This window comes from Streptosporangium longisporum (genome assembly GCF_039534895.1).
Taxonomy (GTDB): domain Bacteria; phylum Actinomycetota; class Actinomycetes; order Streptosporangiales; family Streptosporangiaceae; genus Streptosporangium; species Streptosporangium longisporum.
The window spans coordinates 47,067-68,968 of record NZ_BAAAWD010000002.1 but is presented as its reverse complement, the minus strand read 5'-3'; the positions used below and the strand labels follow the sequence as shown (position 1 = coordinate 68,968).

Annotated in this window: 23 protein-coding genes; 13 read left to right on the top strand and 10 right to left on the bottom strand. The window is 72.3% G+C overall.

Translation table 11 applies throughout. From position 1 onward, the window contains the following. Positions 1-152 precede the first annotated feature (152 nt). Positions 153-809, top strand: a complete 657-nt coding sequence (locus ABD832_RS00825; protein WP_344886890.1) for a class I SAM-dependent methyltransferase — start codon at positions 153-155, stop codon at positions 807-809. A gap of 124 nt (positions 810-933) precedes the next feature. Here ABD832_RS00825 and ABD832_RS00820 read toward each other — a convergent pair whose 3' ends face one another. The 4 genes from ABD832_RS00820 to ABD832_RS00805 form a co-directional block, all read right to left on the bottom strand. Further along, the gene (locus ABD832_RS00820) at positions 934-1,320 is read right to left on the bottom strand and encodes a VOC family protein (RefSeq protein ID WP_344886888.1); all 387 of its coding nucleotides are present in this window, start codon (positions 1,318-1,320) and stop codon (positions 934-936) included. Beyond that, positions 1,317-2,117: an arsenate reductase/protein-tyrosine-phosphatase family protein gene (locus ABD832_RS00815; protein WP_344886886.1), complete on the bottom strand. Its 801-nt coding sequence runs from the start codon at positions 2,115-2,117 to the stop codon at positions 1,317-1,319. The genes ABD832_RS00820 and ABD832_RS00815 overlap by 4 nt, the downstream gene beginning before the upstream one ends. A gap of 191 nt (positions 2,118-2,308) precedes the next feature. Then, positions 2,309-5,776, bottom strand: a complete 3,468-nt coding sequence (gene rpoB / locus ABD832_RS00810; protein ID WP_344886885.1) for a DNA-directed RNA polymerase subunit beta — start codon at positions 5,774-5,776, stop codon at positions 2,309-2,311. 239 nt (positions 5,777-6,015) lie between these two features. After that, the gene (locus tag ABD832_RS00805) at positions 6,016-6,798 is read right to left on the bottom strand and encodes an alpha/beta fold hydrolase (protein WP_344886884.1); all 783 of its coding nucleotides are present in this window, start codon (positions 6,796-6,798) and stop codon (positions 6,016-6,018) included. 61 nt (positions 6,799-6,859) lie between these two features. On the opposite strand from ABD832_RS00805, the gene ABD832_RS00800 reads away from it, so the two are divergent. The 4 genes from ABD832_RS00800 to ABD832_RS00785 all read left to right on the top strand — a co-directional run bounded on the left by ABD832_RS00800 (position 6,860) and on the right by ABD832_RS00785 (position 9,583). After that, complete coding sequence (locus tag ABD832_RS00800; protein ID WP_344886882.1) at positions 6,860-7,216, top strand: MerR family transcriptional regulator; 357 nt, start codon at positions 6,860-6,862, stop codon at positions 7,214-7,216. Between the two features lie 134 nt (positions 7,217-7,350). Beyond that, on the top strand, positions 7,351-8,583 hold the full coding sequence (locus ABD832_RS00795; RefSeq protein WP_344886880.1) for a cytochrome P450: 1,233 nt from the start codon (positions 7,351-7,353) through the stop codon (positions 8,581-8,583). Between the two features lie 77 nt (positions 8,584-8,660). Then, complete coding sequence (locus ABD832_RS00790) at positions 8,661-9,371, top strand: TetR/AcrR family transcriptional regulator (RefSeq protein WP_344886878.1); 711 nt, start codon at positions 8,661-8,663, stop codon at positions 9,369-9,371. A gap of 11 nt (positions 9,372-9,382) precedes the next feature. Continuing rightward, complete coding sequence (locus ABD832_RS00785; protein ID WP_344886876.1) at positions 9,383-9,583, top strand: ferredoxin; 201 nt, start codon at positions 9,383-9,385, stop codon at positions 9,581-9,583. Positions 9,584-9,605: 22 nt separating this feature from the next. Here the strand turns inward: ABD832_RS00785 and ABD832_RS00780 are convergent, their stop codons facing one another. Next, complete coding sequence (locus ABD832_RS00780; RefSeq protein WP_344886874.1) at positions 9,606-10,508, bottom strand: NAD(P)H-binding protein; 903 nt, start codon at positions 10,506-10,508, stop codon at positions 9,606-9,608. 265 nt (positions 10,509-10,773) lie between these two features. Further along, positions 10,774-11,247: a MarR family winged helix-turn-helix transcriptional regulator gene (locus ABD832_RS00775; RefSeq protein WP_413224589.1), complete on the bottom strand. Its 474-nt coding sequence runs from the start codon at positions 11,245-11,247 to the stop codon at positions 10,774-10,776. A gap of 92 nt (positions 11,248-11,339) precedes the next feature. On the opposite strand from ABD832_RS00775, the gene ABD832_RS00770 reads away from it, so the two are divergent. The 4 genes from ABD832_RS00770 to ABD832_RS00755 all read left to right on the top strand — a co-directional run bounded on the left by ABD832_RS00770 (position 11,340) and on the right by ABD832_RS00755 (position 15,490). After that, positions 11,340-11,885: a YceI family protein gene (locus ABD832_RS00770; RefSeq protein ID WP_344886870.1), complete on the top strand. Its 546-nt coding sequence runs from the start codon at positions 11,340-11,342 to the stop codon at positions 11,883-11,885. Positions 11,886-12,483: 598 nt separating this feature from the next. Then, on the top strand, positions 12,484-13,572 hold the full coding sequence (locus ABD832_RS00765) for an ankyrin repeat domain-containing protein (RefSeq protein ID WP_344886868.1): 1,089 nt from the start codon (positions 12,484-12,486) through the stop codon (positions 13,570-13,572). Between the two features lie 18 nt (positions 13,573-13,590). Continuing rightward, positions 13,591-14,229, top strand: a complete 639-nt coding sequence (locus ABD832_RS00760; protein ID WP_344886866.1) for a CG0192-related protein — start codon at positions 13,591-13,593, stop codon at positions 14,227-14,229. Positions 14,230-14,350: 121 nt separating this feature from the next. Next, entirely contained in the window at positions 14,351-15,490 is a 1,140-nt protein-coding gene (locus ABD832_RS00755; protein WP_344886865.1) for an AI-2E family transporter, read from the top strand. A 46-nt stretch (positions 15,491-15,536) separates the two neighbouring features. On the opposite strand, the gene ABD832_RS00750 is transcribed toward ABD832_RS00755, so the two are convergent. After that, on the bottom strand, positions 15,537-16,139 hold the full coding sequence (locus ABD832_RS00750; protein ID WP_344886863.1) for a CGNR zinc finger domain-containing protein: 603 nt from the start codon (positions 16,137-16,139) through the stop codon (positions 15,537-15,539). Between the two features lie 166 nt (positions 16,140-16,305). Here ABD832_RS00750 and ABD832_RS00745 point away from each other — a divergent pair, with 166 nt between their 5' ends. Continuing rightward, entirely contained in the window at positions 16,306-17,385 is a 1,080-nt protein-coding gene (locus ABD832_RS00745) for a methyltransferase (protein WP_344886861.1), read from the top strand. A 73-nt stretch (positions 17,386-17,458) separates the two neighbouring features. Here ABD832_RS00745 and ABD832_RS00740 read toward each other — a convergent pair whose 3' ends face one another. After that, positions 17,459-17,836, bottom strand: a complete 378-nt coding sequence (locus ABD832_RS00740; protein WP_344886859.1) for a winged helix-turn-helix transcriptional regulator — start codon at positions 17,834-17,836, stop codon at positions 17,459-17,461. Positions 17,837-17,966: 130 nt separating this feature from the next. On the opposite strand from ABD832_RS00740, the gene ABD832_RS00735 reads away from it, so the two are divergent. Next, positions 17,967-18,332 carry a DoxX family protein gene (locus tag ABD832_RS00735; protein ID WP_344886857.1) on the top strand — a complete coding sequence of 122 codons (366 nt, stop codon included), beginning with the start codon at positions 17,967-17,969 and terminating at the stop codon, positions 18,330-18,332. Between the two features lie 145 nt (positions 18,333-18,477). Here ABD832_RS00735 and ABD832_RS00730 read toward each other — a convergent pair whose 3' ends face one another. Next, complete coding sequence (locus ABD832_RS00730; RefSeq protein WP_344886855.1) at positions 18,478-19,035, bottom strand: TetR/AcrR family transcriptional regulator; 558 nt, start codon at positions 19,033-19,035, stop codon at positions 18,478-18,480. Positions 19,036-19,146: 111 nt separating this feature from the next. Here ABD832_RS00730 and ABD832_RS00725 point away from each other — a divergent pair, with 111 nt between their 5' ends. Further along, positions 19,147-19,800 (top strand): class I SAM-dependent methyltransferase, encoded by a 654-nt coding sequence (locus ABD832_RS00725; RefSeq protein ID WP_344886853.1) that lies wholly within the window; start codon positions 19,147-19,149, stop codon positions 19,798-19,800. Positions 19,801-19,968: 168 nt separating this feature from the next. Beyond that, positions 19,969-20,685, top strand: a complete 717-nt coding sequence (locus ABD832_RS00720; RefSeq protein WP_344886851.1) for a MerR family transcriptional regulator — start codon at positions 19,969-19,971, stop codon at positions 20,683-20,685. 15 nt (positions 20,686-20,700) lie between these two features. Here the strand turns inward: ABD832_RS00720 and trpS are convergent, their stop codons facing one another. Further along, positions 20,701-21,690 carry a tryptophan--tRNA ligase gene (gene trpS / locus ABD832_RS00715; RefSeq protein WP_344886849.1) on the bottom strand — a complete coding sequence of 330 codons (990 nt, stop codon included), beginning with the start codon at positions 21,688-21,690 and terminating at the stop codon, positions 20,701-20,703. Positions 21,691-21,902: the final 212 nt, after the last annotated feature.

The following is a 21,902-nucleotide window of genomic DNA, read 5'->3' as shown; positions in this document are numbered from 1 at the left end:
AGACTCCTGTCTAATGGTATATTTGTTTTGCTGAGTCGTGCAAGCATAGCTCTCTTTCTCGCGTCGCGCCCGTATCCGGCGTTCCCGGATCCCGTGCGCAGGCCGTGTCCGTCCGGCCGCTCGACGCCCGGGGCGAATGACATGATCTGTCGATGCCCGAGAACAGCGCTTCGATCGCGTCCTTCTGGGACGCTCACGCCGCCTCCTTCGACGAGGAGGCCGACCACGGACTTCGCGACCCCGGTGTCCGGGCCGCCTGGGCGGAACGCCTGCGCTCCTGGATGCCCGCCTCGCCCGCCGACGTCCTGGACCTGGGGTGCGGCACCGGCTCGCTGTCCCTGGTGCTCGCCGAGCAGGGCCACCGTCCGGTCGGGGTGGACCTGGCCCCGCTGATGATCGAGCAGGCCCGGCGCAAGCTCGCAAAGGCCGGTTTCGACGCCCCGATGATGGTGGGTGACGCGAGCGACCCGCCCGCGCGGGCCGGGACGTCCTTCGACGTGATCCTCTCCCGTCACCTGCTGTGGACCCTGCCCGATCCTCAGGAGGCGTTGCGCCGGTGGGCCGGCCTGCTGCGTCCCGGCGGGCGCCTGGTCCTCGTCGAGGGACGCTGGGCGTCGGCCGGGTCCGGTCAGGAGCGGTCCCGCGAGGGGGAGCCGCCGATGCCGTGGATGGGCGGGGTCGAGGCGGAGCGCCTTCTGGCGGCCCTGCGGCCACTGGTCGGGACCATCCGCGTCGACCCGCTGCCCGATCCCGCCCTGTGGGGACGGGCCGTCCAGGACGAGAGGTACGCCGTGGTCGCGTTCGCGTGACCGTGCGCCCTCCGGTGTTCACCGGCCGACCGGTGGATCGGGGCGGTACCGAGCCGGGGGAGCGGCGATCGAGGACGGATGCCCAGCGCTTTAGCGGGTCGTGGCGGACGGTTCCCGGGGCGGCTCAGCGTGGAGCGGGTTCGAACAGCTCGACGAGGTTGCCGGCCGGGTCGGTGAGCAGGATCTGGCGCCCGCCAGGTCCTGCGACGACGTCGCCGAGGAAGGACAGCCCGGCGGCGCGCAGCCGGTCGATCTCGGCGTCGAGGTCGCCGACGACGAGATGGACGCGGTTGCGGCCCGGCGCGCCGGAGCCCTCGGGCGTGGCCCGGGCCCCGGAGCTCGCCGGCCCGGACAGCAGCAGCCGCAGCGGCCCGCGGACCACATCGGCGAAGGCGGGCGCGGGGTCGGTACGCAGGCTGAAGCCCAGGTGGGTGGTGTAGAAGCGGACGGCGGCGGCCACGTCGTCGACGACGTAGCGGACACCGGAGAGCTCGTGGGACGGGGTCGTCACTGCTGGACCTCCGGGTTCGTGGTGTGGGCAAGGACGGGCAGCAGGTAGTGGATCCGGGTGTCGATCTCGGCCGCCATGCGCGTGAACGCGGGGTAGCTTTCCCGGTCGTCGTCACCGGCCGCGGCCGGGTCGGGGATGCTCCAGTGGATCGGCCGCGGCAGCTCGGCGAAGCCGGGGCAGACCTCGCGGACCTTGTCGCACAGGCTGATCAGGTGATCGAAGCGGTGGTGGGCCACCGTGTCGAGACGGCGCGGCCGCCGGTCGTCGGCGTCGATGCCGTACTGCTCGCGCAGGACCCGCAGGGCGTTGGGGTGCGTGCGCGGCCTGGGACGGCTCCCGGCGCTGGTCACCTCCACGCTCCCACCGGCGCGGTGGCGCAGCAGGGCCTCGGCGACCGGTGAGCGGGCGCTGTTGCCGGTGCACGCGAACAGCACGCGCGGCCGCGCCGGTCGTCCGGTGGCCGTGGAGAGCAAAGCGGGCAGGGCGGGAGGGGCGGGGTCGAGGCGCAGCGCCGGGTGCAGGGCGGCGCCGGTGCCGGCCAGCGCGTGCGCGCAGCGCTCCAGGTCGAGACGGTAGTAGCTGTCGCGGGCGTCGAAGGCGCTCCGGCGGGAGGTGACCAGCCCGCCTTCGCGCAGCAGCCGCAGATGGTACGAGACGAGGTTCTGCGGCTGGCCGAGCAGCTCGACGAGCTCACGGACCCGGCGGTCGCTCACGGACAGCTCGGTCAGCAGCCCCCACCGCAGCGGGTGGGCGGCCATGCGCACGAACGTCGGGACCGTCCGGTCCACGGGCACCATGTCCGCCAGAATACATCAAACTCATTTGATGGACCTTCCGGCGAGGTGAGTCCCGCGTGACCGCGTGACCGGCCGCGCCGTGCCGCCGCACGAGCGCGCGGACCGGCCACGGGGCACCCGGCCGAGGCTCACGCCTCTGACCGGCCGGGTGCCCCGGGCGAGGCCGGCCCACGGGTCGCGTACCGGGAGTGTCAGACCTCCTCGACGCTGCTCGGCTCGCGCCGGGACAGGTCGATGCCGAGCTCCTCCGCGGCGCGGAAGACGTCCTCGTCGGTGTCGCGCATCTCGATGGACATGCCGTCGCTGGAGAGCACCTCGACGTTCAGGCACAGCGACTGCATTTCCTTGATGAGGACCTTGAACGACTCCGGGATGCCCGGCTCGGGGATGTTCTCGCCCTTGACGATCGCCTCGTAGACCTTCACCCGGCCCTGCACGTCGTCGGACTTGATGGTCAGCAGCTCCTGCAGCGCGTAGGCCGCGCCGTAGGCCTCCAGGGCCCAGACCTCCATCTCACCGAAGCGCTGGCCGCCGAACTGGGCCTTACCACCGAGCGGCTGCTGAGTGATCATGGAGTACGGACCGGTCGACCGCGCGTGGATCTTGTCGTCGACCAGGTGGAGCAGCTTCAGGATGTAGATGTAACCGACCGCGATCGGGTGCGGGAACGGCTCCCCCGACCGCCCGTCGAACAGCACGGCCTTGCCGCTCCGCCCCACCATCCGGTCGCCGTCGCGGTTGGGGACGGTGCTGTCGAGCAGGCCGACGATCTCCTCCTCGTGGGCACCGTTGAAGACGGGGGTGGCCACGTTGGTGTGCGGGTCTACCCTTTCGAAGCCCTTGTCGCGCAGGCGCTCGGCCCACGCCTCCTCGATGCCGGAGATGTCCCAGCCGCGGGCGGCGATCCACCCCAGGTGGGTCTCCAGCACCTGGCCGACGTTCATCCGGCCGGGCACGCCCAGCGGGTTCAGGATGATGTCGACCGGGGTCCCGTCCTCCAGGAAGGGCATGTCCTCGACGGGGAGGATCTTGGAGATGACGCCCTTGTTGCCGTGCCGGCCCGCGAGCTTGTCGCCTTCGGTGATCTTGCGCTTCTGCGCCACGTGCACCCGGACGAGCTCGTTGACGCCGGGAGGGAGCTCGTCGCCCTCCTCGCGGGAGAACACCCGCACCCCGATGACCTTGCCGTACTCGCCGTGCGGCACCTTCAGGGAGGTGTCGCGCACCTCGCGGGCCTTCTCACCGAAGATCGCCCGCAGCAGCCGCTCCTCGGGGGTCAGCTCGGTCTCACCCTTGGGCGTGACCTTGCCCACCAGGATGTCCCCCGGCACGACCTCGGCGCCGATGCGGATGATGCCGCGCTCGTCGAGATCGGCCAGCACCTCCTCGGAGACGTTGGGGATGTCGCGGGTGATCTCCTCAGGACCCAGCTTGGTGTCGCGGGCGTCGACCTCGTGCTCCTCGATGTGGATCGAGGACAGCACGTCGTCCTGCACCAGGCGCTGCGACAGGATGATCGCGTCTTCGTAGTTGTGACCCTCCCACGGCATGAACGCCACCAGCAGGTTCTTGCCCAGCGCCATCTCACCGCTGTCGGTGCACGGACCGTCGGCCACGACCTGACCGGCCTCGATGCGGTCGCCCTCGGCCACGATCGGCTTCTGGTTGAAGCAGGTGCCCTGGTTGGAGCGCTTGAACTTCGCCACCCGGTAGGTGGTGCGGGTGCCGTCGTCGTTCATCACCGTGACGTAGTCGGCGGAGACCTCCTCCACCACGCCCGCCTTCTCGGCGGTGATCACGTCCCCGGCGTCGGTGGCGGCACGGTACTCCATGCCGGTGCCCACCAGCGGCGCCTCGCTCTTGAGCAACGGCACCGACTGGCGCTGCATGTTCGAGCCCATGAGCGCGCGGTTGGCGTCGTCGTGCTCCAGGAACGGGATCATCGCGGTGGCGACCGACACCATCTGGCGCGGCGACACGTCGATGTAGTCGACCTCCGCGGCCCGGGCGATCTCGGTCTCACCGCCCTTGGTACGCACCAGGACGCGGGCGTCGGCGAACGTGCCGTCGGCGTTGAGCACCGTGTTGGCCTGCGCCTTGACGTAGCGGTCCTCCTCGTCGGCGGTCAGGTAGTCGATCCGGTCGGTCACCTTGCCGTCGACGACCTTGCGGTAGGGGGTCTCCACGAAGCCGAAGGCGTTGATGCGGGCGTAGGAGGCCAGCGAGCCGATCAGGCCGATGTTCGGGCCTTCCGGGGTCTCGATCGGGCACATCCGGCCGTAGTGCGAGGGGTGCACGTCACGGACCTCGAAGCCGGCCCGCTCACGGGACAGGCCACCGGGACCCAGCGCGTTCAGGCGCCTCTTCTGCGTCAGACCGGCCAGCGGGTTGATCTGGTCCATGAACTGCGACAGCTGCGAGGTGCCGAAGAACTCCTTCATGGACGCCACCACCGGGCGGATGTTGATCAGGGTCTGCGGCGTGATCGCCTCGACGTCCTGGGTCGTCATCCGCTCGCGGACCACACGCTCCATCCGGGCCAGGCCCAGGCGGATCTGGTTCTGGATCAGCTCACCGACGCTGCGCAGGCGGCGGTTGCCGAAGTGGTCGATGTCGTCGACCTCGACGATCACCTCGCCACCGGTGCCCGGCATCGACTCCTCGCCCGCGTGAAGGCGCACGATGTACTCGATGGCGGCGACGATGTCGTCCTCGGTCAGGGTGCCCTGGGTGATCTCGGCGTCCACCCCGAGCTTCTTGTTGATCTTGTATCGGCCGACCTTGGCGAGGTCGTAGCGCTTGGGATTGAAGTACAGGTTCTCCAGCAGCGTCTGCGCCGACTCCTTGGTCGGCGGCTCGCCCGGGCGCAGCTTGCGGTAGATGTCGAGCAGCGCGTCGTCCTGGCCGGCCGTGTGGTCCTTCTCCAGGGTCGCGCGCATGGACTCGTACCGGCCGAAGCGTTCCAGGATCTGCTCGCCGGTCCACCCCAGCGCCTTGAGCAGCACCGTGACGGCCTGCTTGCGCTTGCGGTCGATGCGCACACCGACGCTGTCGCGCTTGTCGATCTCGAACTCCAGCCAGGCACCCCGCGACGGGATCACCTTGCAGCCGTAGAGATCCTTGTCGGAGGTCTTGTCGGCACTGCGCTCGAAGTAGACACCGGGCGAGCGGACCAGCTGGGAGACCACCACGCGTTCGGTGCCGTTGACGATGAACGTGCCCTTCGGCGTCATGAGCGGGAAGTCGCCCATGAACACCGTCTGGCTCTTGATCTCACCGGTGGTGTTGTTGATGAACTCCGCCGTGACGAACATCGGGGCGGAGTAGGTCATGTCCTTGTCCCTGCACTCCTCGACGGAGTGCTTGGGCGGCTCGAACCGGTGATCCCGGAACGACAGGGACATGGTCCCGGAGAAGTCCTCGATGGGACTGATCTCCTCGAAGACCTCCTCGAGGCCCGACTGGGCCGGGACGTCCCTGCGCCCGGCCTGGAGGGCCGCCTCGACCCGGGCCTTCCACCGCTCGTTCCCGATGAGCCAGTCGAAGAACTCGGTCTGCGGAGCGAGAAGGTCGGGAACCTCGAGAGGCTCCTGGATGCGGGCGAAGGAGAGGCGATGAGGACCTGCGGGTACGGCGGAGGCATTGCGCGAGACTGCCAACAGCTGTCCTTCCGAAAGGGCACGGATGGAATCGAACTGCGCGCACGCCAAACGCCCCGGCAGAATTCCGGGGCGTGGAGAGACAGCGCGAGGGAGCAGCATAACCCAAATGAGAAACGAATGTCTACATTTAGTACGAGCGTCAACCTCGGTGCCACGATCAGGATGGCACAGCCGCGTGAACTCGTCAACTTCACCGGCTCACGGCACACGCCGGCGCGTGCGTGCGACGAGCGTCCTCACAGGTCGTGCTCGGCCAGGAACTTCTCGATCAGCTCCTGCCACTCGGCGGGACGCTCAGCCATCACCACGTGTCCCGCGTCGACCTCGGCGTAGCGCGCCCCGGGGATCCGGTCCGCCAGGTAGCGGGAGTTGGCCGGGTCGACCAGGAAGTCGCGGGTCGTCGCGATGACCAGAGTCGGTACCGCGATCGCGGCCAGGTCCTCGCGGGTGTCGGCGACCCGGCCCAGGGCCGCCTGCTCCACCACCCCGAGCGGCAGCCCGGCGGGGCCCAGGTCCAGCAGCTGGGCGAACTGCTCCTCGGGCAGCCCGTTGAGGAACTCGACGCTGAAGCCGTTCACCGTGCGCATCCTGACGAAGCCGTCGGCGTCGCCGCGCTCCAGCAGGTGCTGCCAGAGTCCCAGGGAGAGCTCGATCTGGTTGTCGGCCTTGGCGAAGCCCGCCGTCAGCACGAGCCCCCGTACCCGTTCCGGGTGGCGGGTCGCGGCCCGGACGGCGACGGTGGTGCCCAGGGAGAAGCCGATCACGGTGAAGGTCTCCACCCCGGCGCCGACCGCGGCGTCCACCACCGCGTCGGCCAGCTCGTCCAGGGTGAAGCCCGAGGCGGCCCGGGGGGTGGCGCCCGACCCGGGGTAGTCGGAACCGACGACGGTGTGCCCCTCGGCCAGGACCTGTGTCAGCACGCCGTAGTTGTCCGCGACGCTGCCGCTCGCGCCGTGGGCGAGCAGGATGCCGGGGCCGGAGCCGACGACGGTGGTGGCGAGTTCAGGAATCTGTGTCATGCCCACGAGGTTGGGGTTTCACATCAGTGTGAAGGTCAAGCCCCTCCCGGGAGGAACCGCGATGTGGATCGGCGAGCTGTCCAGGCGGACGGGTGTGAGCACCCGTCTGCTGCGCTACTACGAGGAACAGGGGCTCCTCCACCCGGAGCGGGACGGCAACGGCTACCGCCGCTACCGTCCCGGGTCCGTCGAGCGGGTCGAGCGCATCCGCGAGCTGCTGGCCACGGGCCTGCCCACCGAGACGATCCGCCGGTTCCTGCCCTGCGCCGAGAACGGGCCGGACCCCGTCTCCGGGTGCACCCGCTACATCGACATGCTGGACTCCCAGCGTTCCCGCCTCGCCCGGGAGATCGCCGAGCTCCAGCGCCGCCACGAGGCCTTGGGTACCTACAGCGACGCCCTGCGCTCGGACGGATGACCCCGGGCCGTCGCGCGGGCGGGGGCGAGGGCGGGTGCGGCCGTGCCTGCCGCGCGACACGCCGATTGAGTCGCTTGACTTAATTAAGTGGTGCGACTTAAATGCGGGGACCGTCGTCCCGAGGGAGAGTGGTCGTGAGCGAGCCCGGCGCCGAGGTCCCCGAGATCCCCGAGTACCCCTTCCGTAACCCCACCGCGCTGGAGCCGCCACCGGAGTGGGCCGAGCTGCGGGAGGGCTGCCCGGTCGCGCCGATCCGGCTGGCCAGCGGTGACACCGCGCTGCTGCTGACGCGCTACCAGGACGTCAAGGAGATCCTGTCGGACCCGCGTTTCACCCGCCAGCTCGACGCCGAGGGGGCGGCGCGGGTGACGGCCAACGAGTCGGGCGGCGTGTTCGGCGGCGGTGCGGGCGATGGTGGCGGCACCGCCATGACGGCCGACACGCACCGCGCGTGGCGGCAGCTGGTGGGCAGGGCGTTCACCGCCAAGCGGGTCACCGGGATGCGGCCCGGGATCCGGGCGACGACCGAGCGTCTGGTCGAGCGGATGATCGCCCAGGGCGAGCCGGCCGACCTGGTGGAGGCGGTGGGCTTCCCGCTGCCGGTGTGGGTGATCTGCGACCTGCTCGGGGTGCCCGACTCCGACCGGGAGTCGTTCGCGTACTGGTCGGACACCATGCTCAGCCTGACCAGGTTCTCCCAGGAGGAGATCGACGCCGCCCAGGGCGAGTTCGACGCCTACCTGCTCGCACACGTCACGGCCAAGCGGGCCGAGCCGGGCGAGGACCTGCTCAGCGAGCTGGCCTCGCTGGTGGAGGGACTGGACGGGCGGCTGACCGAGCAGTTGCTGATCATGACGGCCAAGGGGCTGCTGGTGGCCGGTCACGAGACCACCGCCAACATGATCGGCAAGATGGTGTCGATGCTGCTGGCCGACCGGTCCCGCTGGGAGGCGCTGCTGGCCGACCGCGCACTGGTCCGCCCGGCGGTGGAGGAGGCGCTGCGCTTCGACGCCAACCCCGGCTTCGGCATGCCGCGCTACCTCACCGAGGAGGTCGAGGTGGCGCACCGGACGCTGCCCGCGGGCACCACGGTCGTGTGCAGCATGGCCTCGGCCAACCGGGACGAGCGGCAGTTCGAGGGGGCCGGCGAGATGCGGCTGGACCGCTCGCCCAACCCGCACGTGGCCTTCGGCGCCGGCCCGCACTCCTGCCTGGGGCAGGCGCTGGCCCGCACCGAGCTGCAGGTCGTGCTCGACGTGCTGCTGGAGCGGCTGCCCACGCTGGAGCTGGCCGTCCCGGTCCCGGAACTCAGGCGCCGCGAGGGTCTCGTGGTCGGTGGGCTGGAGCGGGTCCCGGTCCGATGGTGACCGTCCCGTCAAGCACCACCCCGGGAAAGGCCGCTCCGGGCAAGAACGTCCCGGTAAGGGCCGTACCGGGGAAGGCCGTGACCGGCAGGGTGGAGCGGGCGCAGGAGACCCGCGAGGCCATCCTGGACGTCGCCGAGCGGCTGTTCGCCGAGCGCGGGGTCGGCGAGGTCTCCAACCGGCAGATCGGCCAGGCCGCCGGGCAGGCGAACAACTTCGCCGTCGGCTACCACTTCGGGACCAGGGCCGACCTGGTACGGGCGATCGTCCGCCGCTACACCGCCGACACCGAGGAGCGGCGGCTGCGCATGCTGGAGGAGATCGGCGACTCCGCCGACCTGCGCGCCTGGATCTCCTGCCTGGTACGCCCCGCCACCGACCACCTCGACGCGCTGGGCGTGCCCAGCAGGCGGGCCCGCTGCCTGGCCCAGGTCACCACCGTGCCCGCCCTGCGCCAGATCGTCACCGAGGAGTCCACGGCGACGCCGTCGATGCGACGCACCCTTCAGGGCATGCTGCGGCTGCTGCCCGACCTGCCCGAGCAGGTGCACCGCGCGCGCGGCGACATGACCTACCTGCTCATCGCGCACACCCTGGCCGAGCGCGAGCGTGCCCTGCACGAGGGAGAGCCGACCGCCCAGGCGAGCTGGGAGGCCGTCGCCGTCGGGCTCGTCGACGCCCTGACCGGTCTGTGGCAGGCTCCCGTCACCCCGCACCCGCCGCCCGGCGACGCCGAACGGATCAACGGCCGGACCCGGCCCGCCGACGACGGCGGCTCGCCGCACGACTGAGGAGACCACCCATGGACATCACCGTCGACACCACCCTGTGCTGCGGCGCGGGACAGTGCGTGCTGCTGGCCCCCGACGTGTTCGACCAGGGCGAGGACGACGGCATCGTCGTCCTGCTCGACCCGGCCCCGGCCGGGCCGCTGCACGCCGCCGTCCGCGAGGCGGCCGCCGTCTGCCCGACCGGCGCGATCTCCCTGCGGGAGCGGCCCTGACCGGTGCGCTCCCGCGCGAGCGTCAGGCCGGGCGGAAGTCGTCCGCGTGGTCGAGGGCCCATCGCGAGAAGGGACGCGGCGGGCGTCCGGTGACCTGCCGGAAGGTGGTGGTGGGCGGGAGCGCTCCGGGGCCGTCGACCGCCGCGGCCAGCAGCTCGATCCTCCAGTCGGCCATCTCCGGCGGGCAGCCGTCCCGCAGCCACCGCTCGCGGCCCTGCTCCGGCGTCAGCTCCTCGAAGCGGATCTCCTGCCCGATCGCCCTCGCGATCGCCTCCACCTGCTCGGCCTGCGTGATCCTCTCCGGGCCGGTGATCGTGTACGCGGCGCCGGCGTGGGAGTCCTCCAGCAGGGCCGCGACCGCCACCTCGGCGACGTCGGCCTCGTGGACCAGCGGGTATCCGGAGGTGGCGTAGGGCTCACGCACCACCCGCTCGGCGCGGATCCGCCCGGCCCATCCCAGGGCGTTCACCGCGAGCAGTCCGGGCCGCACATGGGTCCACTCGGCGCCGGTGGCCTCCACCATCAGCTCCAGCCCCCGGTGGGCCTGCCGTTCCTCGGCGAGGTGGCGCCGGAGCGCGCCGATGCCCGGGTCGCCGGGCTCGTCCCCGGGGGCGAACCCGGCGGCCGCGGCGGAGTGCACCACGAACCTGCGCGCGCCCGCCTCCACCGCCCGCTCGACGAACCCGGCCCCGGGCCCGGAGGTGACGTAGGCGAAGGGGAACAGGTGGACGCGTTCGACACCCTCCAGCATGTCCCCCCAGGTGGCGGGCCGCTCGAAGTCCCCGTACACGACCTCGGCCCCGTCCGGGAGGCGCGCGGCCCGCGGATCGCGGGTCATGGCCCGCACCTTCCGGCCCGCCGCCAGCAGCAGGTCCACCACGTGGCGGCCGACGTTGCCGGTCGCGCCCGTCACGAGAATCGTCATGCGCTCTCCTTCGATCGCCCGGTGGATCACGCGCCGGGCCGTCGCCGCACCCCGGCCTCGTCGCGGGGCGGTCGTCGCCGGGATGCTAGGTGAGTGGCCGAAGGCCCGCATATGGACCGCTCCACGTAGGTGCCGGCCATGGGGGAGGCGCCTTCCCGATGGCGAGGTGGCGGCGTACGGCGCCGCAGGGGACGTCGACCGGGGCGAACGACGGCCGCTCCCGCTCGGAGGGGCCGCCGGCCTGAGGCGGCGCCGCCCGGAGCGGTCAGCGCGACCGCGAGGACGGGTCCCGCCCGGCGAGGTGGCCGAGCAGGACCCGGCTGATGTCCTCCAGGTGGCGCAGCTGCTCCGGCGTCAGCAGGTCGATCAGGTGCTCGCGCACGCCGGCCACGTGCGCGGGGGCCGCGCTCCGCAACGCGGCGTCCCCGTCGTCGGTCAGGACCGCGAGCCAGCCGCGCCGGTCGTCGGCGCAGTGCTCCCTGCGTACCCACCCCTTCTGCTCGAGCTTGTTGATCGCGTGGGAGATGCGGCTGGGCTTGGAGTTGGTCCAGTGCGCCAGCTCGCTCATGCGCATGGTCCGCTCCGGGGCCTCGGAGAGCAGGACCAGCAGCTCGTAGTAGGTCGGCGGCATGTCGGCGGCGGCCAGCAGGTCGCGTTCCAGCCGGTCGGTCAGCAGGCGGGTGGCGAGCCCGAAGGAGCGCCAGGTGCGTTGTTCGTCATCGCTGAGCCATCGCGTCACGACAACCATCGTACTCAAAGGTTGCGCGCTGAAATAAGTAGATGTACTGTCCTGCTGAATATTCCAGCGCTCAAATAAAGGACGTGGACCGCATGTACCCTGACGACCTCACCGGCACCTACACCATCGACCCCGCGCACAGCCGGTTCGGCTTCGTGGCCCGGCACGCGATGGTCACCAAGGTCCGCGGCAGCATCCCCCTCACGGAGGGCACCGCCGTCCTGGACGCCGGCGACCCCGCCGCCTCCAGCGTCCGCGTGGTCCTGGACGTGACCGGGATCCGGACCGGTGACCACAACCGTGACGCCCACCTGCGCACCGGCGACTTCCTGGACGCCGACGGTCACCCCTCCATCACCTTCGGCTCCACCGGCGTCGAGCACGTCGGCGGCGATCGCTTCGAGGTCACGGGGGAGCTGACCATGCGCGGCGTGAGCAGGCCGGTCACCATCCTGCTGGAGTACACCGGGACGGCGGTCGACGCCCAGGGCATGACCCGGGTCGGCTTCGAGGGCACCACCGTGATCAACCGCAGGGACTTCGGCATCACCTACAACGCCGTCCTGGAGACCGGCGGCGTGATGATCTCGGAGAGGATCACGCTCGAGTTCGACCTGTCCGCCGTGCGGAACACCTGACCGTCCCGCCTGACGGTCCCGCCCGGCCGCGGACGCACGGCCGCGGACGCACGGCCGCCGCAGTAGGCTGGGCGGCGTGCGCCCAGGGCGCCACCGGTCCGCGGAAAGGGTCACCACCCACCTGACGCTCGTCGAACACCCCGGCCCGACCTCTTTTCCAGCCTGATCGTGCGGACGCCAGGCCATACGGAAAGGAGGCTTCCATGCCCGTCCATCGCCTGCCCGACGCCCCCCGCCTCGACCGGCTCCGCAAGCAGGCCAAGAGACTCCTGCGGCAGACGAGGGCACAGGTCCCCGAGGCGCTGGAGCTCCTCACCGAGTTCCATCCCCGCCCGCCGCAGACGCCCAGGCTGTCCGACGCGTACCTCGTCACCGCGCGCATGTACGGCTTCGCGAGCTGGCCCGCCTCAAGGAGCACATCGGCACCGTCGAGCGGTACTCCCGCTCGCCGCACCGGGTCGCGCCGAGCGGGCAGCTGCCGGAGGAGTTCCTGCGGCTCGCCTGCCTCACCTACGGCGCGGACCACCCGGACCGGACCGCGCGGGCCGACCTGCTGCTGGCCCGGCATCCGGAGCTGCCCGTCGCGAACGTCTTCACGATGGCGGCCACCGGCTCGGCCGCCGCCCTGGCCGAAACGCTGGCCGCGAACCCCGGAGCGGCCCGCGCGCAGGGCGGCCCCTTCGGGTGGGAGCCGCTGCTGTACCTGGCCTACGCCCGTCTCGGCACGCCCGGCGAGTACGTGGAGGCGGCCCGGCTCCTGCTGCGGCACGGCGCCGATCCGGACGCCGGATACCTGTGGGACGGGCTGACCTCGCCGTTCACCGCCCTCACCGGGGTGTTCGGCGGGGGAGAGGGCGGGCAGCCGCCCCATCCGCAGGGCCCGGCACTGGCCAGGCTGCTGCTGCAGGCCGGAGCCGACCCCAACGACGCCCAGACCCTGTACGACCTCGGGCTCGGCGGCTCGTTCTCCGACGACACCTCCCACCTGAAGCTGCTGCTGGAGTTCGGCCTGGGCCGCGGCGAGGGCGGGCCGTGGCACGCCCGGCTGGGGCCGACGCTGTCGTCCCCGCGGCAGCTGCTGCGCGACGAGCTGGCCACCGCCGCGCTACGGGGCGGCCCGCGCCGGGCCCGGCTGCTCCTGGCGCACGGCGCGGAGGTGGACGGCCTGGGCGGGCATCCGGCCTACGGCGGGCGCACGCCCTACGAGCTCGCCCTGCTGAACGGGCACACCGAGGTCGCGGAGATCCTCGCCGCGGCGGGCGCCTCGGCGGTGCTGGACGAGACGGAGGCGTTCGCCGCGGCCTGCATGCGCGCCGACGCCGACGCGGTGGCCGCGTTCGGCCCCCGGGCACCGGCACGGGCGATCGCCCGGTTCCCCGAGCTGGTCAATAACGCGGCCGAGCGGCGCAGGCCCGCGGCGGTACGGCTGCTGGCCGGGCTCGGCTTCGATGTGAACCACCTGCGCCGATCCACCCCGCTGCACACGGCGGCCTGGAACGACGACGTCGAGACGGCCAGGACATTGGTGGAGCTGGGCGCCGACCCGGAGATCAGGGACACCGAGCACGGCTCGACCCCGCTCGAATGGGCCGAGCACGGCGGCAGGCACGACGTGGCGGCGTACCTGCGAGCCGCCTCCCACCGCCGGCCGAGGCCCGCCCCACCGGCCCGCGGGGAGGAGATTTGATCAAGCTACGATGAGCGCATGGCCCTGATCCATCGCGCCACGCTGCGGCCCACCAAGCTCGAACTCCTGGCCACCTGGCTGCCCGGCCGCGACTGGTACGGCGGGCCGGCCGGCGAGGTGGAGCGGGTGGCGGGCTTCCGTTTCGACGACCCCGCCGGCGAGGTCGGGATCGAGACGCTGCTGGTCCGGGTCGGCGACGGGCCGGTGCACCAGGTGCCGCTCACCTACCGCGCCGCCCCCCTGGCCGGTGGTGAGCGGTGGCTGCTGGGCACCGTCGAGCATTCGGTGCTGGGCAGGCGCTGGATCCACGACGCGACCGGTGACCCGGTGTACGCCGCGGCGCTGGCGAGCGCGATCCTCGCGAACACCGGCCAGGCCGAGGAGTTCGTGCAGGTCGACGGCCGCCTCGAACCCCGCGGGCTCAGCATGGGCATCGCCGGCGACGCGACCGGGGGCACCCGGGCGCCCGCCGTGGGCACGATCCACCGCGTCGACGAGGGCGACCCGGCGCTGATCGTGACCGACACCGTCGAGCTGGCCGTCCTGCGCCGTCTCGACGGCGGCACCGCGCTCACCGGCTCCGTACTGACCGGCACCTGGCCAGGTCAGGCGGCACCGGCGCCGCTGGCGTCGGCGGCGCCCCGCCACGGGTCGTGAACGCCCGCGGTGCCCGCGGACGGACGGTGAGGGCACCGGGGCCGTCCGCGCCGGCCCGTGCCGATCCGCATCGGCCCGGGTGACGCGGCGCCGCGTCGAGGGCCATGACTAAGGTGTTCTCGTGCCTGCCACGCTGAACACCAAGAAGACCCGCTCCGCGCTGCGCACGTCGGCGCGCATCTCCCTGGAGATGCTCCTCGTCGTGCTGATGGCCACGGTGGTCATATGGATCCTGGGCCAGATGTGGTCCATCATCTGGCCGCTCGTGATCGCCCTGCTGCTCACCACGCTGACCTGGCCGGTGACCCGCTTCCTGCGCCGGCGCGGCTGGCACCCCACCCTGGCCGCCTCGGTCGTGACCCTGCTCTTCCTGCTGGTCGCCGCCGGCATCGTGGTGCTGATCGCCGTCCCGGTGGCCTCCCAGTCCGGTGAGCTGGTCACCGGCGTGGGCAACGGCATCCAGCGCCTGCGCGACTGGGCCGCCGGGCCGCCGTTCAACTTCGGCGACAACCAGGTCAGCAACGTGTTCGACACCGCGGTCGCCCGCATCCAGTCCAGCGTGGGCAGCATCGTCTCCGCCACCCTCAGCGGGGTGGGCACCGTGGTCAGTGGCCTGGTCACGACCGTCCTGGCGCTGTTCCTGATGTTCTTCTTCCTCAAGGACGGCCCGCGGTTCCTGCCCTGGCTGGCCCTCCAGCTCCCCGGCCGCCTCGCCAGGGACGTGCCGGCCGTGGCCAAGCTCGGCTGGACCACCCTCGGCTCGTTCGTCCTCTCCCAGGCGTTCGTGGGCCTGCTCGACGCCGTCTTCATCGGTATCGGCCTGTGGATCGTGGGGGTGCCGCTGGTCCTTCCCCTGGCCGTCCTGACGTTCGTCGCGGCGTTCGTCCCCATCATCGGGGCCCTGTTCGCCGGCTTCGTCGCGGTCCTCATCGCGCTGGTGTCCAACGGCCTGACGGACGCGCTGATCGTGCTCGCCATCATCGTCGCCGTGCAGCAGCTGGAGGGGAACGTATTCCAGCCCATGGTGCAGAGCCGCGGCCTGGGCCTGCACGCGGCGGTGATCCTGCTGGCGGTGACGCTGGGCGGCAGCCTGGCGGGCATCGTGGGCAGCCTGCTCGCCGTACCGGTCGCCGCCCTGATCGCGGTGGTGTGGCAGTACCTGCGCGAACAGCTCAGCGACCCGATCCCGATCCCGGAGCCCGGACCGGAGACCGCCGTACCGGGCACCGGCACGACCGCCCCCGCGCCGAAGCCCACCTGACGCACGGTCCGTGCCGCGCTCTCCCCTCGCCGTACGTGAGACCGGGTCAGGGGTCCGTGGCCCGGCGGGCGCGCAGGGCGCGGAGCTTGTGGCGGTTGCCGCAGCGCTCCATCGCGCACCAGCGCCGGGCGCCGGGGCGGGAGGAGTCGACGAACACCAGGGGGCAGTCGTCGCTCGCGCACTCGCGGAAGCGGCCGGAGAGCGGACCGGACAGCAGCTCGATCATCTCCCGCGCCAGCGTCGACAGCGCCTGCGCGACCCGTACCGGAGCCGCCCATCCCGCTCTCGTGCCGTCGGCGGCGAGCTCTGGGACCAGCGGGGCCTCGGCCGCGGCCCGGTTGAGGGTCGCGACCGCCCCGGCGGGCAGGGGGCGGCGCGCCGCCCGGGAGTGCGCCGCGTCCCAGATCGCCTGGCGGAGGAGCCTGGCGGCGGCCAGGTCACCGGCCGTCACGGGGACCGTCACGGTCGCGGCCGGGGACGAGCCGGCCAGCCATTCCGCGAGGTCGGCGGGCTCGTGGAGGATCTCGAACACCGCGTAGCGGCCCTCGCCGCCGGTGTGGGCGAAGTCCAGGCAGGCGGCGCCGGCGTCGAACCAGAACGATCCCCCCTTGGGGTCGTGCAGTACCCGTCCGGTCGTGCTCGCACGCATGAACCCACCATAACCGGTGTCGTTCCCGGGGAGGTTCGGGGGTCTCACCGGGCCGGTCCCGGAGGCGCTCCCGGCCGATCTCCGATTCGTCCAAGACCGGCGGATCGGCCGACCCGTAGCTTCCGGACGAGCGAATTCCGATCCCGCGCGAGGGGAGTCTCCCGGTATGACCGGCATCCAGGACGATCACGAGGAACGGCACCGGCGGCCGTCGGAATGGGAGACGGCCTGGGAGGTGCTGGCGCCCGTGACCGACCTGGTCACGCCGATGGCGGTGCGGGTCGCGGCCACGCTGGGACTGGCCGACCTGATGGCCGGCGGCGCGGTGCCCGTCGAGGAGCTGGCCCGCCGCTCCGGGACCGACGCGGACGCGCTGGGCCGGTTGCTGCGTCACCTGGCCTGCCGGGGCGTCTTCGCCGAACGGGAGCCGGGCAGGTTCACGGTCAACGCACCGGCCGCGCTGCTGGCCTCCGACCACCCCGCCCGGATGCGGGAACGCCTGGACCTGAGCGGTTTCGGCGGGCAGATGGACCTGGCGTTCACCGGCCTGCTGCACACCGTCCGCACCGGGGAACCGGCGTGGGAGACGGTCTTCGGCGCCCCGTTCTGGCGCCATCTCGCCGCGGACCCGAGGATGAGCGCGTCGTTCGACGCGACGATGGCCGCCGGAGCGGAGTACGCCGCCGACGCGGCCGGGGAGTGCGACTGGTCCGGCGCGCGGCACGTGGTCGACGTCGGCGGTGGCGCCGGGACCCTGCTCGCCGAGGTGCTGCACGCCCACCCGGGCATCCGGGCCACGCTCGTCGACCTGCCGGACACCGTGGAGCGGGGCCGGCGGTACCTGGCCGGGCGCGGGCTGGAGGGGCGGTGCGCGTTCGCCGGCCAGAGCTTCTTCGATCCGCTGCCCGCAGGCGGTGACGTCTACGTGCTCAGGCGTGTGGTGCACGACTGGGGCGACGACGAGGCCGTGGCGATCCTGCGCCGGTGCGCGGAGGCGGCCGGGCCGCGCGGACGGGTCGTGGTGATCGAGTCGGACGACGGCTCCGGTGACGATCCGGCCCTGTTCGCCGAGATGGACCTGCGCATGCTCGTGCTCAGCGGTGGCCGTGAGCGCACCGTCGAGGACTACATCGCCGTCACCGCCGAGGCCGGGCTCGGCCTCACCGGCGTCCGCACCACCCCGCTCGGGCAGGTCGTCCTGGACTGCGTCCCGGCCGGGCCGACGACCGTGACGCGCACGCCGTGACCGGTCTTCCCCCCGTACGGCGGGACGCGCACGCCGTGACCGTGGCCGGCCGCGACGGCCGGACCGCGAGGGGTCATCGCTCCCGGGTCCGGTAGGCGTCCCGGCTGGCCTCGATGTGCGGGACGTGCTCGATGGCCCATCCGGCGAGGGCCAGGGCGGGGGAGATGAGGCTCTTGCCGGTGGGGGTCAGCGCGTACTCGACCCGTGGCGGGACCTCGGCGTGCACCGTCCGGGAGACCAGGCCGTCGCGTTCGAGGTTCCGCAGCGTGAGGGTCAGCATGCGCTGGGAGATCCCGGTGACCTGCCGGTGCAGGTCGGTGAAGCGCAGGCTTCCCTGATCGAGGGTCGCCACGACCAGCAACGTCCACTTGTTGCAGATGCGGTCGAGGACGGCGCGGAGCGTCCGCCCCCCGTCGCCCCGGATCATGCAGGTGTGCTCGTACTTCGACATGACGGTCCCCTGTGCGTAAGGCACATGGATGTGCCTTTTGTATGGGTTTCAATAGTGACGCATCATGGGGCTCCTTACGAGTGGTAACCATCGTGGCCCGCGCCACGTCCCAGCCTCCGAGGTGTCCTTCATGCAGCTCTCCTATTGGATCGTCGCGGCACTCCTGGCCGCCCTCTACCTCTACGCCGGAGGCAAGAAGATCGTTCAGAGCCGGGAGCGGCTGCGGCCGATGATGGGCTGGGTCGACGACTTCCCCATGCCGCTCGTCCGCGTGATCGGTGTCCTGGAGGTCCTGGGCTCGGCCGGCCTGATCCTGCCGCCGCTGACCGCGATCGCCCCCTGGCTCGCCGTCGCCGCGGCGATCGGCCTCGTCCTGGTCCAGGTGGGCGGTATCGCGGTCCACCTCAGGCGCGGCGAGGCCCGGCTGATCGGGTTCAACGTCGTCCTCCTGGTCGCCGCCGCGGCGGCGGCCTGGCTCGGCACCGCCTGGCTGTGAGCCGTCCGGCTTCCGGCCACCCGCCCGTCCGGCCGGACCAGGCCGGACCAGGCCGGACGGGCGGACGGACGGCGTGACCCGTCCTCGCTCCGCCCACCGACAGCGGCCCCGCGATCCCGGCGGGCCGAGCCGGGGCCGCGGGGCGTCACTCCCGGGCCAGCATCTCCCGCACCCCCGGCCCCACCGCCGCGTGGAAGGCCTCGTCCAGCTCGGCCGGGGTGGCGGTGATCTCCTCGTCCACCCACCGCACCAGCAGGGCCATGAACGCCCCGACGACGCAGGTCACCGTCAGCTCCAGCGACATCGAGGCCGGCGCGCCCCGGGCGAGCAGTTCGTCGCGGACGAGGTCCCGCAGCACCTGCTCGCCGTGGGCCGTCACCGCCCGGCCGCTGCGCCGCCCGAGCAGCGCCCGCACCAGCCTGCGCTGCTCCAGCACGTGCTCGAACATCGCCCGGCTGAAGGCGAACGGCGGCCCGTCGGCGCTGATCGCCGGCCGCAGGAAGGCCATCTCCGACAGGTTGGCGAACAACACCGCCTGCTTGCCGTCGAAGTGTGCGTAGAAGGTGGAGCGGCCCACGTCGGCACGGTCGATGACGTCGGTGACGGTCACCGCCTCGTACCCCTTCTCCAGGACGAGTTCCACCAGCGCGCGCTGGATCGCCTGCCGGGTACGCCGCACCCGCCTGTCGGGGTTTCCGGGCACTTCACCGCTCCCTGTTCGGTACCGCACGGAGGGGCCGAAGTGACCGTTGACCCCGCCGGATCAGTGAACACACCATACATAACGGAACAGGTTGTTCGAGAGGAGAGGTTCATGGGACTGGGCAGACTGCTGCACGAGCACGCCGAGCACGCCGACGCGGGCGGGACGATCGACCACCCGCGTGCGTACGAGGTCATGTCGGAGATCGGTTTCCTCGGGCGGCGGCGTGAGATCTACACCCGGCTGGCCGCGCTGTCCGGGGCCCGTCCGGGGGACCGGGTGCTCGACGTCGGCTGCGGCACCGGCTATCTGACCCGCATCCTGGCCCCCGTCGTCGGCCCGTCCGGGCAGGTGACGGGCGTCGACCTGTCAGCCCCCATGATCGGACGCGCTCGTCGTGACGCCCCGGGCAACTGCTCCTACCGGGTGGGCGAGGGACAGGCCCTCGACCTGCCCGACGCCGGCTTCGACGTGGTGGTCTCCAGCCTGGCCCTGCACCACATACCGGCCACCGAGCGCGGCGCCGCCGTACGGGAGATGTTCCGGGTGCTGCGGCCGGGCGGGCGCCTGCTGATCGCCGAGTTCCGGCCGCCGTCCGGCCGGCTGCTCTCCCACCTGCTCACGATGCTGACGGGCCCGGCGATGCGGCACGGCCTGCGGGACCTGCTCGGCGACCGGATCCCGCAGGCCGGCTTCCACGTCGACGACGAGGGCGACCTGCCGGTCATGATCTCCTACGTCCGGGGCTCCCGGCCCGCGCTCTGACCTTCGCCGGACGCCAGGACGCGGGCGCGGCGGGCGATGGGGGGGAGCGTGGCGGGACGACCCGGGCCACGACCCGGACCGGGATCGTCACGTGGTCGGCGCCGTCGCCGGACGCCGAGTGTAGGGTTCGACGGTACTCATCGAGGATCACGAGGACGTACCTTCACCATGCGGTTGCGGCCCATCGACCTGGCGCGCGAGCACGGCCTGTCCACGCAGGCGGTGCGCAACTACGAGGAGGCCGGGTTCCTTCCCCCGGCCGGACGCTCGCCGCACGGCTACCGCGTCTACGCCCCGCGCCACGCGGTGGCGCTGCGGGCGTTCCTGGCGCTGATCCCCGCGCACGGCCACGCGACCGCGGGGGCGATCATGCGGGCCGTGAACGACGGCGCGGTCGAGGAGGCGCTGCGGCTGATCGACGAGAGCCACGCGCAGCTGGCCGACGACCGGCGCACGCTGGAGGCGGTGGAAGGGGCGCTGCGCGACCTGGCGCCACCGCGTGAGCCGGAACCGGAGCCGGGGCCGGGACCGGGACCGGGGGTGACGTTCATCGGGCCGCTGGCACGCAGGCTCGGCATCCGGCCCGCCACGTTGCGCACCTGGGAACGGGCCGGGCTGATCACCCCCCGGCGCGACCCGCGGACCGGCTACCGCGTCTACACCTCCGCCGACATGCGCGACGTGCTCCTGGCCCACCAGCTGCGGCGGGGCGGGTACGGGCTGGAGCAGATCGCACGGGTGCTGGAGCGGGTACGGGCTGCGGGCGGGCCGGAACCGCTGCAGGCGACGCTGCGGGAGTGGCGCGACCGGCTGACGGGACGGGGCCTGGCGATGCTGGCGGGCGCGGCCGCGCTCGACGCCTGCCTGGGCCGCCGCAACGGCTGACGGCGCTTCCGGGTCTCAGCCGGGGAGCAGGCCGATCGCCGCCTTGGCCTGGCGTACCTTCACGCCGGCCGACTCGCGGGCCCGCTCGGCACCGGCCCGCAGGACCTTCCGGACGTGCGCCGGGTCCTGTGCCAGCCGCAGGTAACGCTCCCGGACGGGCGTCAGGGTGGCCACCACCGCGTCGGCGACCGCCTCCTTCAGCTCGCCGTACCGGTCGAACCGCCCGGCCAGCCGCCGCGGCTCGTCGCCGGTGCAGGCGGCCAGGATGTCGAGCAGGTTCGACACCCCGGGTTTGCGGTCCGGGTCGTGGGCCACCACGCCGTCGGTGTCGGTGACCGCGCGCATCACCTTGCGCCGCAGGACGTCCGGCTCGTCGAGCAGCCGCAGCGTCCCGGCCGCCGAGGGGGCCGACTTGCTCATCTTGTCGCCGGGTGAGGTCAGGTCCATGATGCGGGCCGCGACCGGCGGGTTGACCGCGCGCGGGACGGTGAAGGTGGGGCCGTAGCGGGTGTTGAACCGCTGGGCGATGCCGCGGGCAAGCTCCACGTGCTGGCTCTGGTCCTCGCCGACGGGCACCTCGTCGGTGTCGTACAGCAGGATGTCGGCGGCCATCAGGATCGGGTAGGTCAGCAGCGACATCCGGACCTGGCTCTGGCGGCCGGCCTTCTCCTTGAACTGGATCATCCGCTGGGCCTCGCCGTACCCGGTGGCGCACTCCAGCAGGTAGTGCAGCTCGGTGTGCTCGGGGACGTGCGACTGGACCAGGAACAGGCACGTGCCGGGGTCGGCGCCCGCGGCCAGCAGGACGGTCGCGAACTCCAGCGTCCGCCGCCGTACGTCGGCCGGGTCGTGTTCCAGGGTCAGGGCGTGCAGGTCGGAGATGAACACCACCGTGTCCGTCGTGTCCGTGGTGGCCTGCCCGGCGACGATCGGCGCGATCGCGCCGAGGTGGTTGCCCAGGTGCAGGTCTCCGGACGGGGTGAAGCCGGTGAGTCGTCGTGGCATCGGTGTGGCTCCCTCGGGATCGGGAGGCCGCCCGGACGGGCCACCGGGGTGCGAGAACACGAAACGGCCGCCCGTACCGGGCGGCCGCGTCATCAGGTCACGCGAATGAACGGTGCCGCCCCCTCAGGGGCGCCACCAGCCGGGAAAAGAACAGATCATCCGCACGCCGCGACCATATCACCCTGCACGGGCACCGTCGGGGGGCTCGTGCC